The following is an 18,734-nucleotide window of genomic DNA, read 5'->3' on the forward strand; positions in this document are numbered from 1 at the left end:
CGGTCAGCGGAGGGAGTAGGCGCGGAACCAGTCCACCACGAACTCCTTCGGGTACGGACGCGGGTCCGTCACCTGGTCCGGGAACTCGTAGATGTTGAGCATGAACTGCATCGGGTAGTCCGGCGACTGGGCCACCGTGCGCACCGGCTGGCCATCGAAGTAGAAGACGACCTGCTCCGGCGTCCACTCGGCGCCGTAGACGTGGAACTCGCGGAGGTCCGCCGGTACCTCGACCTTGGCGAAGTCGTCGACGATGGCCGGATCGCCGAAGGGGTGCAGGCCCATCCCGATCGTCCCCCGGTCGGGGTGCACGTCGCGGCCGAACACCTCCATGATGCAGATCTCCGCGGACCGGTGCGGCTCGTCCTCGAAGCCGATCATCCACAGCGCCGCCATCGTGGCGGGGTCGTCGCTGACCTTCGCGCGCAGCTCGAAGCGCCCGTACTGCGGCGTGAACAGGCGCAGCGGCGACTGTTCCTCGCGCACGACGGCGGCGTCGGTGAAGCGGTGCTGGCCGATCCGGCTGCCGAGCGGGCCGGAGAACACCCCGGTCTGCAAGGAGGAGACCTTGAGCGCGCCGTCGAACTCGGGGCACCACGGCTGCTGGTCCTCGTCGATCCGCAGGCGCAGCTCGCCGTCGGCGACGCGGTAGCGCGCGGCCGAACGTTCGCGGGTGCTCCACTGCGGCAGATAGTGCGGCAGCCACTTGCTCGTGTCCAGGGTCGTGCCGTCGAACCTGTCCTCGAACTCCACCTGGTACCGCTGTCCGAGCACCGCGGCTTCGAACCCGGCCGTGGCGGCGGAAGCGACGAGCTCGTCGGCGTGCGCGGCCGGCAGGAGCACCAACGGGTAGCAGTCGGACTCGATGTCCAGGACCGCCAGCGCCGTCCCCGTGCCGTGCAGCCGCTCCCCCGCCGCCTCAAGGAACTCGTAGGTCGGCAACTCGCTCTGCGCCAACGAGTCCCACAACTCCTCCGCCCGCGGCGCGGACCGCAACGCCCGCAACTCGCCGACGATCTCGTCCGCCGCCTCCTTCCAGTCGACCTCGGCCAGCAGACCGTGGTCGGCAAGGGCGTCCACCAGCGCGATCCACGCCAACTCCGGAATCGGCTCGTCGATACCGCGCTCGTCGAGCTGGTCGGCGTGCTCCCGCAGGTAGGCGTCGGCATCATCGTGAGCAGCCACCACACGAGCGGCCACCTGCGAGGCGTCCGGCGCGAGCAGAGCGGCCACGGCCACCAGCGCGTCACGGGCCGTTGCTGTCATGAACATCCTCCGGGCCGGTCAGTTAGAGGCATCGGGATCCACCGTCAGGACTTCGCAGTCGCAGAACGCCGCTTGCGACCGCAGTCCGCATTCAAGTCCAGGCCCAGCTCCTGCCAGTCGGCGTCCCGGCGGCGCTGTCGATAGGCCCCTTTCGCCGCTTTTCTCGCCTGCTTGTCCATCTTCCCCACCTCATCTGTCAGTCGCCGATGACGATCTCGACGGCGGTGGGGGTGCCGTGGGCGTCCGAGTGGAGGTGGGTGGGGAAGAAGCCGTCGCCGGTGGAGGTCATCGCCATCATGATGTCGGCGCCGTCGATGGTGAGGGTGGCGGCCTCGTGGTCGGAGGCTCGGAGGGCCGCCATGACCTGCCAGTGGTGGGAGTGGGGGCGGAAGTCGAAGGCGAACTTGCGTTCCGGGGCCGTGTTCCTGCGCTCCTCCAGCGCCACCGCGCGGTGGTAGGCCTCGCGGATCGGCAGGTCCAGCCAGCCGTAGGGGTCGTCTCCCGGGGTGCCGGTGCGCTGTGCGTCGAACTCGGCGGCGACCTCGTCTTCGTCCCTGCCCCAGAACACCACGTCGGCGAGGCCGTCGAGGGGATCGTCGTGGACCCACGACCCGAGCGCGTCCGCGTCGGCGAAGGCGAACCGGGCCTGGTCGACCCTGATCGGCGACAGCGGGCGCTGCCGCGTGGCCGGCCCGTCGCCGAGCTCGATCCGGATGCGCGCCCACCCCCACTGTCCACGCGTGGCCACGACGCGCAGCGGACGGTCGGTCGGCACACCGCCGACCGCGACGACCGGCACACCGGTGATCAGGAAACCCGGGTCGTCCGCCTCGATCGCGTGCCGCACCCGCTCGCGGTGCGGGACCCGGCCGGGGAACCGGTGCAGCGCGGCGTCGAAGCCGTGCAGGCGGCAGTGCTCGTCGAACTTCGCGGCGAACCGCTCCGCCGCGTGCTCGGGGATGTCGTACAGCCGGCGACCGGGCTGGTGGTCGAAGGACAGCGCGGCGGCGTCGGCGTCGGGGCCGACCACCGCGAAGTCGACCGCCGGGGCACCGTCCTCGCCGGGGGAGCGATCCCCGCACCACAGCCCGAGGTATCCCCCGTCCACCAGGACGAGTTGCCCCGATGGACAGGTCACCCAGCCGAGCACGACTTCGTCCACGGCACGCAGTCTACGAATCGCCCGCAGGCGGCCTCGCAGCAGTCAGCGCGGCGCTGCGATGGCGACGAGGTCGGTGCCGGGCACCACGGTCAGGCCGTGCATGCCGTAGAAGACCCGCCCGGTGGCCGGCGCGCGGACTTCGTGATCAGTGCCGTCTGCCGGGTCGGTGATGCGGCCGATGACCTGGCCCTCTGTCACGTCGTCCCCGGCGGTGACGGTCGGGTACCACAGGCCGGTGGCCTCGGCGCTGACGAAACCGGCCCAGACCCATTCGCGGGCGGGCGGGGCTTCGACGTCCTCGCCGGTCAGGATGAAGTCGAGCAGCCGCAGCAGGGTGTCGACGAGTCGCTCGGCCACCCGCGGGTCGCGCTCGCCGCGTTGGCCGGTCTCGATCAGGATGGCCGGGATGCCCCGCCGGACCGCCGCCGCGTGGCTGTTGCCGTCGTCGGCATGCAGGCCCACGACCACGTCGTCGTAGCCGACGACACGGGCCATGCCGGCGGTCTTGGCGTCCAGGTCCGGGTTGCCGCTGAGGCGGTAGCCGACGAAGTCGCGCAGGAACTCGTCGATGCGACCGGCGTGCAGGTCCACGTAGGCGTCGGCGCCCTCGACCAGGGTGGCGAACAGCCACGCCGCCAGCCGCTCGGTGGGGCCGCCCTCGGGGTCGCCGGGGAAGACGCGGTTGATGTTCACGCCGTCGAGCGGGGACGTGCCCAGCCGTCCGCCGTAGACCGCGGGAGGGTTGGCGACCAGGCAGAGCAGCACCTGACCGCGGACCTCGGCGGGGTCGAGGCGGGCCGCGAGTCGGTGCGCCGCGTCGATGCCGGTGAACTCGCCACCGTGCACGCCGGCGGTGATCACCACACGGGGACCGGGCCGGCCGCCGTTGACCAGGACCAACGGGACGTCCACGGTGAGCGTGCCCAGGTCGACAGGCACGCTGCCGCGCACCTTGGTGCCCGGCGTGGCGGACAGCTTGCCGACGCTGAGGGTGGTGTTGGTGATCACTGCGTCGATCCTCCGGAGGCGACAAGGTGGTCGAGGTCGGGTACCGCGGACAGCAGTTCGCGGGTGTGGTCGTGGGTGGGCGCGTCGCAGACCCGGCGGGCGGGACCGGACTCGACGATGCGGCCCCGGTGCAGCACCGCCACCCGGTGCGCCACGTGCCGGACCAGCGCGAGGTCGTGGCAGATGAACAGCAGGGCAAGCCCCAGCTCGTCCTGCAACTCGGTGAACAGGTTCATCACACCGGCCCGCACGGACGGGTCCAGCGCGGACACCGGCTCGTCGAGCACCAGCAGCCTCGGCTCGACGGCCAGCGCACGGGCGATGCCGACGCGTTGGCACTGCCCGCCGGACAGCTCCGCCGGCCGCCTGCGGGCCACGGACGAGTCCAGGCGCACGAGGTCGAGCAGCTCGGCCACCCGGCCGGGGCCGGTCCGGGCGTCCCAGCGGCCCTGCACGCGCAGCGGCTCGGCGATCGCGTCGAACACCGTCTTGCGCGGGCTGAGCGCGCCGTACGAGTCCTGGAACACCGGTTGGAAACCGTGCCGGAGCGCGCGGAGCCCGCGTTCGTCCACAGTGGTCAGTTCGCGGCCGTCGAAGCGGACGGACCCGGCTTCCGGTCGGCGCAGCATGAGCACGGCGGAGGCGGTGCTGGACTTGCCCGAGCCGGACTCGCCGACCAGGCCGAGGGTCTCCCCCGCCGCCACGGTGAAGGAGATCCCGTCCACCGCCACGACCGGCGGCGTTCGGCGGCCCCGTGCCGGGTAGCGGACCACGAGGTCCCGGACTTCGAGCAGGGTCATGCCGTGAGTCCTTCCAGCGGGGTCATGCCGTGATCCCCTCGAACAGGTCCGCGGTGCGCGGTGGCAGTTCGGCGAGCCGGTGGCAGGACGCCCGGTGCCCGTCCCGCCACTCGGTGGGCTCGGGTTCGTGCCGCGCGCAGACGTCCGAGGCGGCGGGGCAGCGCGGCGCGAACGGGCAGCCGGTCGGTGGCGCGTCGGGTGTTCCGGGCAGCACGGGCAGGTACCGGGTCGTCGAGTGCCGGGCGGGCAGCGACGCGACCAGGCCGGCGGTGTAGGGGGCGCGCGGCTCGCGCAGGACCCGGTGCGCCGGACCGGACTCCACGTGCCGGCCCGCGTACACCACCAGCACCCGGTCGGCGCGGGCGGCGGCCACGGCGAGGTCGTGGGTGACCAGCACGACCGCCATCCCGGCGCGTTCGCGGAAGCCGTCCAGCAGGTCCAGGACCCGGGCCTGCACGGTCGGGTCCAGGGCGGTGGTCGGCTCGTCGGCCACGAGGAGGTCGGGGTCGTTGACGGTCGCCAGGGCGATCACCGCGCGCTGGCGCATGCCGCCGGAGAACTCGTGCGGGTAGGCGCGGGCGCGGCGGGCGGCGTCCGGGATGCCGACCCGGTCGAGCGCGGCGACGGCCTGCTCCAGCGCCGCCCTGCGCCCCACCCCGCGCACCGACCGGATGGCCAGCGCGAGTTGGTCCCCGATCGTGTGCACGGGGCTGAGCACGGACAACGCGTCCTGCGGCACGAAGGCGAGCCTGCGTCCCCACAGCCTCCGGTACACCGCCTCCGGAGCGCCGAGCAGGTCCTCGCCGTCGAAGCGGACCTCACCGGACACGCGTGTCCCGGCGGGCGGCAAGCCGACCACGGCTCGGGCGGTGACGGACTTCCCGGCACCGGACTCCCCCACCACGGCGAGCAGCTCGCCCGCCGCGACGTCGAAGGACAGGTCGCGCACCAGGTCCACCCCGTGCGGCCCGGTGGTGGTGATCCGCAGGTCGCGGACCTCCAGCAGGGGGTTCACCGCGCACCAACCCCGATCCGCCCACCCGGCGTCGACAACGAGACCGCGAGGGCCGCGAGCACCAGCAGCATCGCGGTCGGGGCGAGCACCGCCAGCGGGGCGCGCTCCACGTAGGGCAACGACTCGGCGAGCAGCAAGCCCCACTCCGGCGCGGGTGGCTGTGCCCCGAGCCCGAGGAAACCCAGGGACGCCAAGGCGAGCGCGACGGCGGGCAGGCGCAGGACGGCGTGCCGGGCGACCGGCCCGGCGACCGACGGCAGCACGTGCCGCAGCAGGATCCACGACGGCGGCGACCCGATGGCGCGCAACGCCGTCACGTACGTCGCAGCGCGCGTCTCCTGGACCAGGGCCGCCGCGTGGGCCGCGAGCGGCGGCCAGGACACGAGCGCCACCGCGACGGACGCGCCCACGACCCCAGGGCCGAGCACGGCGGCGACCAGGATGCCCGCGATCACCGGCGGCACGGCGTTGGCCGCCTCCGCCACGCCCGCCGCCGGACCCGGCAGGAACCCCAGCACCATCGCGATCAGGTAGGAGCACAGGCACACCGCCACCGCCACGCCGAGCGTCGCCGCCGCGCCGTGCCCGACCCTGGCCAGGACGTCCCGGCCGAGCGAGTCGGTGCCCAGCGGGTGCGTCCACGACGGAACCGCGAGCCGGGCGGCCACGTCCAGCCGCAGCGGTTCCCGCAGCAGCCCCGCACCGACGACCACGGCCGGCACCACCGCGCACACGATCGGCGCGATCCGCCGCCGACCGGTCGTCCGCGCGACCGGCGCGGGCAGCGACAACGCGGCGTCCCGCAGCCCAGGTCCGAGCAGCCGACCCCGGACCACGCCGGTCAACGCCCCCGCGAGCACCCCCAACAGCAGCAAGGCGAGCACCGCCCCTTGCAACAGCGGCAAGTCCTGGGACTCCGCCGCGCCCAGGGCGGTGCGGCCGATTCCGGGCACCGCATACACGGTCTCGACGGCCACCGCGCCGCCGGTCAACCCGACGACCACAAGACCGACCTGCGGCAGCAGAGCGGGCAGCACCCGCCGCAGGGTCGCCCACCCGATGACGGCAGGCGTGCACCCCGCGGTCCGCCACAGGCCGACCCAACGCTCCTGCACCACGGCGGGCAGCGCGTCCGCCACCAACCGCCCCAGCACCGCGCCCGCCGGGACGCCCAGCGCCAGCGCGGGCAGCACCAGGTGCTGCGGTCCCTGCCAGCCGTAGGGCGGGAGCCAGCCCAGCCACACCGACACCACGACGAGCAGGACCGTGGCGACCAGGAACTCCGGCAACGCCGCCAGTGCCGCCGCCGGCCCGCCGCCCGAACCACCGCGCAGCGTCCCACGCGCTCCGCGCACCACCGTCGGCGCGCACAACGCGCCCGCCACCAGCAGCGTCACCACTAGTGCCGCGCCCATCAGGGTCATCGAGACCCCCAGACCGGACAGCACGGACGGCAGCACATCGGCGCCGCTGACCCACGACCGCCCGAGGTCACCGCGCGTCAGCCCACCCAGCCAATCGCCGAGCAGCCGCGCCGGTCCCGCGTCCAACCCCAGTTCCCGGCGCACGGACTCCAGCGCCTCGGGCGTCGGCTCCTGCTCGGCGGTCCGGGCCCGCAGCACGGACAGCGCCGCGTCCCGGCCCGACAGCCACGGCAGCGACCCCAGGGCCGCGACGATCACGACGAGCGCGCCGGCACGCGGCAGCCACACCCCGACCCGCGACGGCCACACCCCGGCGCGCGGCAGCAGCGCACCGACCCGCGACGGCCACACCCCGACCCGCGACGGCGACCCCCCGGCACGGGTCGGCAGCGCCCCGCCGCGCTCGCGCACGGACACGCCGCTCACCCGAGGCGGGTGGTCGCGGTGATCAGGAGCCGCTCGCGCGGGTCCTTGGCCGAGTCCACGACGGACGCCGCGTCGCCCTGGATGACGCGCTCGTGCAGCATGGGGATCGCCGCGTCGGTCCGCAGCACCGCCGCCTCGGCCTCCAGGATCGCCGCGCGCCGCCGGTCGCCGGCTTCGACACCGGCGGCCTTCGCCACGGCCGCGTCCACCTCCGGCACGCAGAGCCGCGCGATGTTGAACGACCCGTCGCAGGCGAAGTCCGACCTCAGGTAGGCGACGGGGTCGCCGGAGTCCAGCACCGTGGCCCGGGACAGGATGAACGCGTCGAACTTGCCGGCCAGCATGTCCTGTTCGATGTGGGCGTACTCGCGCACGACCTGGTTGACCGTGAACCCCTTGTCCTGCAACTGCTGCTGCAACACCGACGCGACCTCGGGCAGCTCGGCGCGGTCGGTGAACGTCGCCAGGGTGATCGTCACGCCCTTCGGGTCGGCGGCCTTCGTCCGCTCCCCCAACGGTTTCCGGCCCTCGGCCGCCCACGGCAGCGCGGGTCCCAGCAGGCCCTGCGCCACGTCGGCGCGTCCCTCGTAGACGCCCTTCACGATCGCCTCGGCGTCGATCGCCTCGCGGACCGCGGCGCGCAGGGCGGGATCGGTGAACGGGCCGGACTTCGTGTTCAGGTACAGGGTGTTGGTGCGCGGCATGGGGACCTCGGTGACGGTCCGCTGATCCAGCAGCGCCGCCTGGGACACCGGGACCGCTTCGACGATGTGGGCGGCTCCGCTGCGGATGGCGGCGGCACGCGCGGTGCCGTCCGGCACGAAGGAGACGTCGATGCCCGCGGCCTTGGCCTTCTCGCCCCAGTAGCCGTCGAAGCGGTCGAGCGTGGCGCTCGCGGTGCCGTCGACGGCCACGAGCTTGAACGGGCCGCTGCCGGCGCCGACCGGGTTCACCTTGCCGTCCGGGGTGTAGGCGCGTTCGGCCAGGATGGACAGCTGCGGCGAGGAAAGTCGTTGCGGCACCAGCGGATCCGGCGTGTCGGTGGTGACCACGACCGTGTCGCCGGCGGTGCGGACGTCCCACCGGACGCCGTCGAGGATGCGCGGCTTGGGCGCGGCGGTCATCGCGCGGGTCAGGGTGTTCGCGGCCACGGCCGGGGTCAGCGCGCTGCCGTCGTGGAAGCTCACCCCGGGCCGGATCGTGAACTCCCAGGTGCTGTCGGACGTGCGGGTCCACCGGGTGGCCAGCGCGGGCCGCGCGTCGCCCTTCTCGTCCAGGGTCACCAGCGTCTCGGCGGTCGACCAGCGGGACAGCTTGAAGGCGTCGTCGCTGAACGGCGACAGCCCCGACCTCGGCGGCAGCATCATCGCGACCTTGATCCGGCCCGTGCCGGACGGGTCGTCGGTTCCGGTCGCCCCGGTCGCGAAGCAGCCGGTGAGGAGGACGGAGACCGCCACGAGGCCGGTGGCGCCCAAGAGCGTGCGGTGGTGCATGAACCTGTCCCGGGGGTCGTCGTGGAGTGGCGGACCGGACCGTAGCTCATGACAATCATTTCCACCTAGCTCGCGACGGATCATTGAGATTTCAATCACCGAGCCTCAACTTTGGTGAGGCTTGCCTTATACGGTGTCGCCGCTCCCCGCGACCGTTGATCGCGTCCCCGCACGACAGGAACCACCATGCGCACCACACCCACCGGTATCGTCGCCGCGCTCGCCCTCCTCCCCGTGCTGGCAGGCTGTTTCGCGTCGGGCGCGGGTGGAACCGGCGAGACCTCGGGCGGCAGACTGCGCGTCGCCCTCGCGGTGCCCCCGGTGCAGGCCCTGTCGCCGCACAGCAACGACGCCACCGTGCTGAGCAAGCTCTCCGTCGCCGAAGGACTCACCGCGCTGGGTCCGGACGGGACCGCCGTGCCCGCGCTGGCGCAGTCGTGGACCCGCAAGGACGCCACGACGTGGGTGTTCGAGCTGCGCAAGGCCAAGTTCCACGACGGCACCGAGGTCACCGCCGACTCCGTGGTCACCGCGCTCGACCACGCCGGCGCCGCGAAGACCAAGCCCCGCGTGCTCAGCGACGTGACGCTGAAGACCAAGGCCGAGGACGCCGACACCGTCACGATCACCACGGCCACCGCCGACCCGGTGCTCCCGCTGCGCCTGGCCAGCCCCGCGCTGGGCATCTTCGCCGCCAAGGCCTACGCGGCGGACGGCACGGTCAGCCCCATCGGCGCCGGGACCGGCGCGTTCCGGATCACCGGCCTCACCGGCAAGACCAAGGCCACATTGGACCGCTTCGACGACTACTGGGGCGGGCGGGCGCAGGCGCCCGGCATCGACGTCACGTGGATCGCCGACGGCACCGCCCGCGCCAACGGCCTGCGCGCCGGCGAGTTCGACATCGCCGAGTGGATCCCCACCGCCCAGGCGAAGCTGCTCGACCCGGCCACCCGCCACGAAGTGCCCTCCGTGCGGACCGACAGCCTCGTGCTCAACACCGCCGGGCTGTTCGCCGACCCGTCGCTGCGCGCCGCCGCCCGCGCGGCCGTGGACGGTTCCGCCCTGGTCGACTCGGTCTTCGGCGGGTACGCCGACCCGGCGCGCGGCCTGTTCGGTCCCGCCGTCGGCTGGGCGGCCGACAAGCGCGTCGAGGTGACCGGCCGCGCGAACGCCGCCACCACCGCGGAGGTCAAGTCCAAGACCGAGGGCCGGACGCTGCGCCTGGCCACCTACACCAACCGCGCCGAGCTGCCCGAGGCCGCCACCGTCCTCCAGCAGCAGTTGGAGAAGGCCGGGTTCACCGTGCGGCAGGACGTCCGCGAGTACACGCAGATGGAGAGCGACCTGCTGGCGGGCGGGTTCGACGCGCTGGTCTTCTCCCGGGTGACGCTGCTGGACACCGGCGACGCGGTGGCGTTCCTCGCCAGCGACTTCGCCGGCAGCGGCGTCTACAACCTGGCCCGTCTGAAGGACGCCGGCGTCGACCAGGCCATCGCCTCCGCCGCCGAGGAGGGTGACATCGCGGTGCGGCAGCAGAAGATCATGCGGGTCGAGGCGGAAGTCCTGCGCACCGACGCCATCGTGCCGCTGGTCCACGAGAAGGTCGTGCAGGGCGTCAGCACCGCGGTCGAGGGCGTGCGCCTCGACCCGCGCGAGCGCTCCCTGATCGACCTGAACACCCGCCTGAAGTAGTGGGTGGCACCACGTGCGCGCTCCGGTGGCGCGCGGGCGCGGGCCGTGTCGTCGCCGGGGCGGCGCTGCTGACGGCCGTCGCCCTGCTGCCGTGGCTGTCGGCGGCCGACCCGGCGCTGACCGTCCTGCGTGCCCGGTTCGCCGACCAGGACCCCACTCCCGCGCAACTGGCCGCGGTGCGGGCGCAGCTGGGCCTGGACGAGGGGCCGTTCACCCACCTCGCGCGCTGGCTCGGCGGCCTGGCGCGCGGTGACGCGGGCACCTCATGGGTGTCGGGTGAACCGGTCCTGCCCTTGGTGGCCAACGCTTTCGCGGTCTCGACCACGTTGGTGCTCGGCGCGCTCGTGGTCACGCTCGCGGTGGCCGCGCTGGTCGTCGCTCGCACCCTGCGCCGGGGCGCGCGGCAGGCGGCGGTCGGGTCGGCGGGCACCGGAGCCGCGTTCCTCGCCGCACTGCCCAAGTTCGTGCTCGCCGCGCTGCTGGCCACCGTGTTCGGGGTGTGGCTGGGCTGGTTCCCCTCCAGCGGCTGGGCGGGACCGGCGTCGATGGTGCTGCCCGCGCTCGCGCTCGGCGTGCCGTCCGGGGCGGTGATCGGGGGCCTGCTCGACCAGGCCCTGCCCGCCGCTTTCGCCGAGCCGTGGGTGCGGACCTCGCACGCCTGCGGTATCCCGCCGGGCCGCATCGCTGTGCGCGTGCTGCGCGGCGCGCTGGCCGGGGTGCTCCCCCAGTTCCTGCCCAACGTCGTCGCCCTGGTCGGCGGCGCGGTCGCGGTGGAGAAGATCTTCAACATCCCGGGCCTGGGCAGACTGGCCCTCGACGCCGCCACCGCCCAGGACCTCCCACCCCTCCAGGCCTCGACCCTGGCCCTGGTCCTGCTCGGCGTCACCACCGGCCTGCTGGTGGGCGCACTTCGCCACGCGCTCTTGGGACCGGCTCTAAGAGACGGTGGCCTGATCGCCGCCCACACACCCTTCCGCCGACCGCAGCGCTCCACTCGGGCCCTGGTCGCCTTCTGCGGCCTGGCCCTGCTCGCACTCGTCGTCGCCGGCTCCCTGCGCGACCCGCTGCACGTCGACACCGCCGCCCGCCTGCTCCCGCCGTCACCGACCCACCCCCTGGGCACCGACGCCCTGGGCCGCGACCTGCTGGCCAGACTCGGCCACGGAGCACTGCACACCGCCAGCCTGGCCCTCGGCGTCACGGCGGTCAGCGTCCTCACCGGACTGCTGCTGGGCATTGCGGGACGAGCGACCGCCGGCCTGACCGAGATCATGTCGACCCTGCCGGCCGTCCTCATCGGACTGCTGACCACCGCCGTGACCGGCCCGTCGGTGTGGGGCGCGGCAGCCGCGGTGTGCCTGATCGCCTGGACCCCCTACGCCGCCCAGACCACCGCGCTGATCCAGCAGGAACGAGCAAGCGGCCACATCCTGTCGTCCCTCTCCTGCGGCGCCGGCCCCACCCACCTGCTACGCCACCACCTGCTCCCCGCCGTCCTCCCGGCCGTAGTCCGCAACGCACTGCTGCGTCTGCCGACCACCGTCCTGGTCCTGGCCTCCCTGGGCTTCCTCGGCCTGGGCGAACAGCCTCCCACCCCGGAGTGGGGCCGCCTGCTGGCCGAGAACCAGCCCTACCTGGAACTGGCCCCCTGGACCGCTCTCGGCCCGGCCGGCGCACTCGTCCTGCTCTCCGTCCTCGCCCTGGCCGGCACCGCGGCCGGACGGGACTCCTCCGTCAGCCGCCGTAGGTCGCGTCGTGCTGCGCCCACCTCGTCGTGACCGTGCGCTCGTCCAGGATCAGGAACTCCAGCGTCGCGCGCCCGCGGACCTGGAGTTCCCAGTCCGAGCGGAATTGCCAGTAGCCGTTGCGGCAGCGGCAGTCCACCCAGCGCTTGTAGCGCGACTGCCACCACGTCCCGTCGACGACCACGGTGCCGAAGGTGTAGCGGGCCATGATCGCCTTGAGGGCTCCGCGCACCACCTTGGGCAGCCGGCTGTAGAGCGACGGCACCCAGCCCGTCTGGCCGGTGTACCAGGTGTAGGCCCGCTTCCACCGCTTGTTCTTCCAGGTCTTGCGGCACTTCCCGCCCCCGCCGCCCTTCTCCGGCGCGTTGATCATCCCGCTGACGTCGGCGCTGTTGATCGGGTCGGTCGGGTAGGTGTAGGCGTTCGCGTTGCCGCCGGGGACGGGGTCGATGCTGGTGAACAGCCCGGTCGCCGGGTTGTAGAGCCGGACGCCCATCAACGTGAGACCGGCCCCTGAGACCGCGCGTTGTTCCGCGCCGAGCCACCCGTGGTTCAACGTGCCCTCGGCGGTCGGGGTCGCGCCCGCGCCGTACTCGTCGTAGGAGTGCCAGCCGGTGATCGCGGTGGCGGCGAGGTCGCCGGAAGGCAGGGCGATGGTGGTGACGACGTCGCCGTGCCCGTCGGTGACCACCAGCTCGGCCGTGCCGTCCTGGTCCACGGTCAGCCCGAGGTCGCGGCTGACGAACTCCGCGTACCGCCGGGTGCTGCCCGCCTGGGTGATCCAGGTCGGGTTGTCCGAGGTGTCGGTGTAGTGGCGGACGATCTGCGTCGACCCCGTCGTCTCCGTGGCGCGGCGGTCGACGGCGTCGAGGGTGAAGGTGGTCGTGACGCCGCGCTGCGTGATGGACCTGGCCAGGTCGTTGTCGTGGTAGGTCAGCGTGATGTCGCCGCCGCTCGGGTCCGGCGCGTCCGAGGCGGGCAGGGTGAGGGTGCGGCCGAGCGGGTCGTAGGCGTAGGCGCCCTGCCCGCCGGCTCCGGTGACCGGGCGGTCGGCGGTGTCGAAGGACCTGGTGGTCGTCGTGCCGCCGGTCGTGGCGCAGGAGCCGTCCGCCGCGGCCGGGGAGGTCGTCTTGGTGCGCCGGTTGTGGTTGCCGTCGAAGCCGTAGGAGCGGGTGGTGCACGCGGGGGCCTGCGCGGGATCGGTGACGTCCACGCCGGTGGTCGCCGCGGTGCGGTCGCGGACCTCGGTGAGCCGGCCCGCCCCGTCGTAGCGGTAGGCGCGGTCATAGGGGACGGCGTCACCCGGGTCGTCGCCGGCGGGTCCGGTGAAGAGCGTGCCGTCCGGGGTCCACGTCCGGGCCACGCGCCCGGTGACGTCGTTGTCCCGGGACCAGGCGAGCCATCCGCCGTCGGGGTCGACGGTGGTGGTGCCGTCGTCGTGGCGGGTGGTGATCTGGCCGGTGTAGCGCAGGCCGACCCGTTCACCGGCGTGGTCGAGGTCGACGTGCTGGGTGATGCCGCCGGGCAGCTTCTGGGTGGTCAGGCCGCCGCCCGCGTCGTAGGCGCCGGTGGCGGTCCACGTCGAACCCGCGCTGGTGACCTCGACCTTGGTGACCAGGCCGCGGTGTTCGGCGCGGCCGGCGGCGTCCGTGCCGTCGCGGGTGTAGCGGGTGGACCCGTTGGCGTCGGTCACGGTCGCCACCGCGCCCGAGGCGGCGTAGGCGGTGGTGGTGGGTTGCTCGCCGGACGGTTGGTAGGTGGTCGGACGGCCCCACGAGTCGTAGCCGGTGGTCACCGTGGCGGCGGTCGAGCCGTCCGCGTTCTTCGCGGTCACCGTCGTCGCCGCGCCGGTCAGCGGGTCGTACTGGGTTTCCTTGCGGGTGTTCGGGGTGGACCCCGGCAAGCCGGCGACGGTGGTCGAGACCGACGCGGTGCGGCCGTCGGGCAGGTGGGTGGTCGCGGTCGTCCTGGTCACCTGGCCGGAGGTCTCCACCACCGAGGTCGGGGCGAGCAGGTAGCTGAACGCGGTGGTGGTGGTCGTGGGCAGCGTCGGCCCGGAGTCCGGTGCCGCGGCCCGCTGGGTCCGGCACACCAGCCCGGCCCACTGGGGCTTGCCGCCGCACTCCGCGTCGCCGGCGGCGGCGGTGAAGTACGTGATCCGGGCGGTGCCCGCGTCCGCGCCGGACGAGTCCGGCTGGCGCACCTCGACCGCGCGGCCCTCGGTGTCGTACCGGGTGAGCTTGACGATGTCACCGGCCGAGGACGTGCCGTCGAGGTCGACGTCGGTGGTCACCCGGCCCGCCAGGCCCAGCGCCCACCCGTCCGGGTCGCCCGCCGCGGGCGCCGCGTAGTCGGTGAGGGTGCGGGAGAGCACCTCGACGTCCTCCCCGGCGCCCGGGTCGTGGGCGTAGGTGGTCTCCGCGGTCGCCAACCGGTAGGGCAGGGCCGTCGCCGGGTTGATCCCGCCGTGCGGCGCGCCCTGGTCGTACTCGGTCCGGGTGTGGGTGCGCAGCCGGCGCGACGAGCCGTCCGCCGTCACCGCCGTCCGCGCCGGGCCGAAGGTGTCGGTGACGAGGGTGCCCGCCGGCGTCACCACGGTCGAGCCGTTGGTGATGTCGCCGTTGTAGGCGGTCAGCGTGGCCAGGTGGTCCGCGGTGGCGCCTGACGGCAACTGGTCGTCAACGATCAGCCTCAGCGCGCGTTCGTCGAGCGCGCGCACCACGTTGCCCTCGGCGTTGTAGTCCTTGGCGGTGTGCTGCCAGGCGCCCGCGCCGTACCGGGCGGTGTTGACGGTGTAGCCCCTGGCGTCGGTGTACCAGAGGTCGGCGTGCGCCCAGTCGCCGGCGGCGACGCCCGCGGGCGAGGTGGTGGACACCGGGTGGTCGGGGCCGAAGACGGCGAAGCCCTTCGCCGGTGCGACGGCCTGGTTCCAGCGCGCGACCGAGGTCGCCGACAGGTCCGGCAGGCCGGCGCCGGTGGTGGGCACGTCGTAGACGAACGAGGCCAGGACCGCGACGCCCCCGGTCGGGTCGCCGACCGGCCGGTCGCGCTTGACGGCGGCCAGCTTGACGTCCGGCGCGGCGGTGTAGGACAGCTGGTAGGGCACCAGCCCGGCGGGTTTCACCGAGGTGAGCCGGTTGCCGGAGTCGTAGCCGTAGGCCGTGCCCAGGTTGCTGCGCGGGTCGGTGGCGGTGGCCAGGCGTCCCGCCGAGTCGTAGGTGTAGGCCGCGACCTTGATCGAGTCCATGCCGCCGCGGTCGGGGTTGAAGGCGTCCAGCCACGCCGCGACCAGCCGCCCGGCGGCAGACCCGGAGGTGCCGTACTCCAGGCGCAGCGACCGGCAGCCCACCGCGTTGGTGTACCCGCCTTGGCCGTCGACGCAGACGACGCCCGGTGCGGTGGGCGCGAGGATGCGGGCCACGCGACCGCCGGTGTCGTAGGTGTAGGTGGTCTGCTGCTCGACCCCGGCCTCCGCGATGGCCGCCGGCCGGAAGGTCCCCGCCGCGCCCGCTGTCGGGGCGCTGGCGGCGGTCGTGGTGAAGGTGGTGACCGTGCCGTCGTCCTCGGTGTAGGCGATCGTGGTCGCCGCACCGGTGCCCGTGACGGTCAGCTTGCCCGCGTCGAGCGCGGTGTCCGCGTCGGCGGGCACCCAGGTGCCGGACTGGAGGGTCGCGGTGGTGCGCCGGGTTCCGCTCGGGGATTCGAACACCAGCGCCGTGCCGTCGCCGTCGAGCAGCACCAGCGTGCCGTCCGCACGGGTGTTGTCGACGACCCGCAGCCCGGCCACCCCGGCGTCCGCGCCGTCGAACTGCGCGGTCCAGCCGGGACCGAAGACGCCCGCGAGCCCGTCCGCGGGGCCGGCGAAGGTCGAGTGCGACCGGGACAGCGAAAGGTCGCCGTGGTGGCCCGGGACCGACACGTCGGTGGCGTCGAGGTTGAACTCCCCGGTCCACAGCGCGACCTGGCCCGGTCCGGCGTCCGTGGTGGGGAACCCGTTGCCGAAGGCGTGCGGCACGCGCAGCACGGTGGTCCTGGACTGCGACCAGGTGCACTGCGTCGAGGCGGAGTAGACGAGGCAGACCTGCACGTCCAGCAACGCCGGGACGCGATCGTCGAGCGGTGTCGGCTGCACGCCCGCCGTGGCGGGGTCGGAGTCGAGTTGGGCGTCCCGGGTCTCGGCGGTGGTGTTCCAGGTCCCGGACACGGTCACGCCCGCGCTGCCGTTGTCGGCCACGGTGAGGGGAGCGTCGACGGCGGTGTTCCACCCGGTGCTCTCGCTGCCGCCGCCGTAGCCGGACAGGCGCCACTTGAGCGTGGCGGTGACGCCGCCGGAGGTGCCCTTGGGCGGCCCGGACGCGGTGATGCGGACGCCGCCCGTGGTGGTCGTGCGGGGGTTCACCGCGGGGCTGGACAGGGTCGTGCCGCCGTAGCCGAAGGAGTAGCCGCCCAGGTCGGACAGCAGGCCGGACGGGGTTTCGGCGCGCACGAAGACGGAGTGCTGGCCCGCGGTCCTGGGGATGGTGACGGTGGCCTTGCCGGTGCCGCCCATGCTGGTCGGGGTGATCTTGAGGTGGCCGGGTGGGCCGCCGGTGAAGTTGGTCGGGTAGGGCTTGGAGTCGACGTTGACCCGGATGTAGCCCGGCGCGCTCCAGCCGGTGCCGGAGGCGGTGAGCGTGCACGTGATGTCCGCCGTGGGCGGGGTGTCGGTCCAGGACCCGTTGGCGTACGGGCAGGACACCGTCGGCACGGCCGGGGTTGTCGCGGCGATGCGCACCAGCGCCCACGCCGACCAGCCGGACTTGAGGAACCCGTCCGTGGTGCGTGCCCTCACCACGATCGCGGTGTTGTCGGGCAGGTCGGCGTTGGGTTGGCAGCCCGCCGTGGTGCCCGAGGGGTAGGAGGAGCTGGAGCAGGTCGCCTTCAGGGTGGCCGCGGTGCCGGCGGTGGAGGTGTGGAACTCGAACTCGTAGCGCACGTTGTTGCCGTCAGCGTCGGTGCCCTTCGACGACACCCACGTGCGCCGGTTCGCCGTGTAGAGGTAGCTCGCGGCACCGGGGGCGGCGTAGGAGACCGCGTTGACGATCGTGGGCATCGCGGGGACCGTGGGCGGGCGGTTGTAGGTGTACGAGATGTACGGGTCCGCCGAGCCCTCGCTGGAGTGGAATCGCTTCCAGGAGTTGGAGTCCGCCTCGTTGCCGGCCATCAGCACCATGCCGCCCACGGTGTAGGTCGCGTTGGACCACGCCTGCACCAGCGGGGTGATCGGCACCGACATGCGGCCCGCGGGGCAGCCGCTGTCGTGGCCCTTGGCGACGTTCGCCGAGCCGTACTGGGAGCCGATCGTGGGCTGCGCGGTCCAGCGCGTGGCCGTGGACGCGGGCTGGGCGCTGCGGACGATCATCGTGGACGGGGTGCACGAGTAGGACCAGGTCTCGAACAGCGACAGGGTCGCGCCGAGGATCTGCTTGCCCTTGAACGGGGCGACCGGGACGTTGAGGAACGTCCGCGCCTTCACCGCACCGCCGTTGTAGGTGCCCAGCTTCAGCTCCGTCGAGGCCGACTGGTCGCTGGTGTAGTCCGACTGCACCCAGGTGTCGAAGTTCGGGAACGCGTTGGCCACCGCGTAGGTCGGGTCGACCGTGATCGGGAAGCTGCGCGCGGGGTCCATGAACCACGCCGGGTCCGGGGCCACGACGAGGTGCTCGCCTTCGACGCGCAGGTCGACTTTGGCGCGGTGGACGGGTTCGCCGCTGCGCTCCTCGACCGCCGCGTCCCACATGTACGCCACCGGGATCGACGAGTGCGGCTTGCCCTCGGCGTCCACGAACACGATCGTGCCGTCGGGTTCCTGCCGGGCCGTCAAACCCTTGACCCGCAACGGGATTCGCCACACCGGGGCGGTCGCCGGGCGGCTCTTGACGACGAAGTCGTACTCGAAACCCGAGCGGCGGGTGTGCACCACGAAGTCCACGCCGGGCTCGACGTCGGCGTAGCGGGCCTTCGTGCCGTCGAGGGAGGCCTTCGGCAGCGGCCACGGCGCGTCCCAGCGGACCTCGCGGGCGCCGTCCCGCGCCGCCGCCGCGACCAGCAGACCGCCGGCCTTGCCGTGGTCCTTGCCCAGCTTGACCTCGAGCGGGTGTCCGCCGGGCGACACGGTGCCGTCCCGGTTCCGGCGCCAGGCGAGGTCGACGTCCTTCCACCGGCCCTCGGCCGTGCGGAACCGGACCGCACCCGAGTGCTCGTCGGTGGTCATGGTGCCGTCGGGGTTGGCCCACGTGGTGGAGGACTCCGTCCGCAGGGACTCCACCTCGACCTTCGACCCCTGCGCCCGCGCGCTGACGGCGGCGGACACGGTGTCCGGGCGGGACTGGACGGGCGCCGGTGCGGCCTTCGTCGGCTCCGGCGCGGCGATCGCGGCGGGTGCCGTGGTGGTCTCGGCGACGGAGGCCGCGAGCACCAGGGCCAACGCGACGGCCGTCACCTTCGTCCTGCGTGGTGAAGGTCTGCCGGTGGAGCGCGCCGACCGTGCGGACATGGGTTCCCCCCGAGGTAGAAGCGCGGCGTGCTCCCCCGACCGCGAGTCCCCCCGGCTCGCGGTCGCCCCTCCATCTCAGTTGACGAAGGCAGCGCAGACCATAAACCGGCGTGAACGGAGCGGTCAACGCGGGCAAACGGGTGAAGCGGTGTTCGTCCACACCAG

10 protein-coding genes are annotated in these 18,734 nt (G+C 73.5%); 2 read left to right on the forward strand and 8 right to left on the reverse strand.

All coding sequences use genetic code 11. From position 1 onward, the window contains the following. Positions 1-3: 3 nt before the first annotated feature. The 7 genes from WBN91_RS03610 to WBN91_RS03640 form a co-directional block, all read right to left on the reverse strand. Positions 4-1,266 carry a glycoside hydrolase family 16 protein gene (locus WBN91_RS03610; protein ID WP_337724157.1) on the reverse strand — a complete coding sequence of 421 codons (1,263 nt, stop codon included), beginning with the start codon at positions 1,264-1,266 and terminating at the stop codon, positions 4-6. A 196-nt stretch (positions 1,267-1,462) separates the two neighbouring features. Beyond that, entirely contained in the window at positions 1,463-2,428 is a 966-nt protein-coding gene (locus WBN91_RS03615) for a hypothetical protein (RefSeq protein ID WP_337724158.1), read from the reverse strand. A 42-nt stretch (positions 2,429-2,470) separates the two neighbouring features. After that, positions 2,471-3,436, reverse strand: coding sequence for a succinylglutamate desuccinylase/aspartoacylase family protein (locus tag WBN91_RS03620; protein WP_337724159.1), 966 nt, complete (start codon positions 3,434-3,436; stop codon positions 2,471-2,473). Beyond that, a complete protein-coding gene (locus WBN91_RS03625) occupies positions 3,433-4,236 on the reverse strand; it encodes an ATP-binding cassette domain-containing protein (RefSeq protein WP_337724160.1) in 804 nt (267 codons plus the stop codon). The genes WBN91_RS03620 and WBN91_RS03625 overlap by 4 nt, the downstream gene beginning before the upstream one ends. A gap of 22 nt (positions 4,237-4,258) precedes the next feature. After that, positions 4,259-5,251 (reverse strand): ABC transporter ATP-binding protein, encoded by a 993-nt coding sequence (locus WBN91_RS03630; protein WP_337724161.1) that lies wholly within the window; start codon positions 5,249-5,251, stop codon positions 4,259-4,261. After that, positions 5,248-7,092, reverse strand: a complete 1,845-nt coding sequence (locus WBN91_RS03635; RefSeq protein ID WP_337724162.1) for an ABC transporter permease subunit — start codon at positions 7,090-7,092, stop codon at positions 5,248-5,250. The genes WBN91_RS03630 and WBN91_RS03635 overlap by 4 nt, the downstream gene beginning before the upstream one ends. A gap of 5 nt (positions 7,093-7,097) precedes the next feature. Next, the gene (locus tag WBN91_RS03640) at positions 7,098-8,594 is read right to left on the reverse strand and encodes an ABC transporter substrate-binding protein (protein ID WP_337724163.1); all 1,497 of its coding nucleotides are present in this window, start codon (positions 8,592-8,594) and stop codon (positions 7,098-7,100) included. Between the two features lie 186 nt (positions 8,595-8,780). On the opposite strand from WBN91_RS03640, the gene WBN91_RS03645 reads away from it, so the two are divergent. Both WBN91_RS03645 and WBN91_RS03650 read left to right on the forward strand, forming a co-directional pair. After that, entirely contained in the window at positions 8,781-10,289 is a 1,509-nt protein-coding gene (locus WBN91_RS03645) for an ABC transporter substrate-binding protein (RefSeq protein ID WP_337724164.1), read from the forward strand. Beyond that, a complete protein-coding gene (locus WBN91_RS03650) occupies positions 10,289-12,067 on the forward strand; it encodes an ABC transporter permease subunit (RefSeq protein WP_337724165.1) in 1,779 nt (592 codons plus the stop codon). Before WBN91_RS03645 ends, WBN91_RS03650 begins: the two co-directional genes overlap by 1 nt. On the opposite strand, the gene WBN91_RS03655 is transcribed toward WBN91_RS03650, so the two are convergent. Continuing rightward, positions 12,024-18,515, reverse strand: coding sequence for a DNRLRE domain-containing protein (locus WBN91_RS03655; protein WP_337724166.1), 6,492 nt, complete (start codon positions 18,513-18,515; stop codon positions 12,024-12,026). The genes WBN91_RS03650 and WBN91_RS03655 overlap by 44 nt on opposite strands. Positions 18,516-18,734: the final 219 nt, after the last annotated feature.

The organism is Saccharothrix sp. CCNWYY140, assembly GCF_037401995.1.
In the GTDB taxonomy this organism is placed as follows: domain Bacteria; phylum Actinomycetota; class Actinomycetes; order Mycobacteriales; family Pseudonocardiaceae; genus Actinosynnema.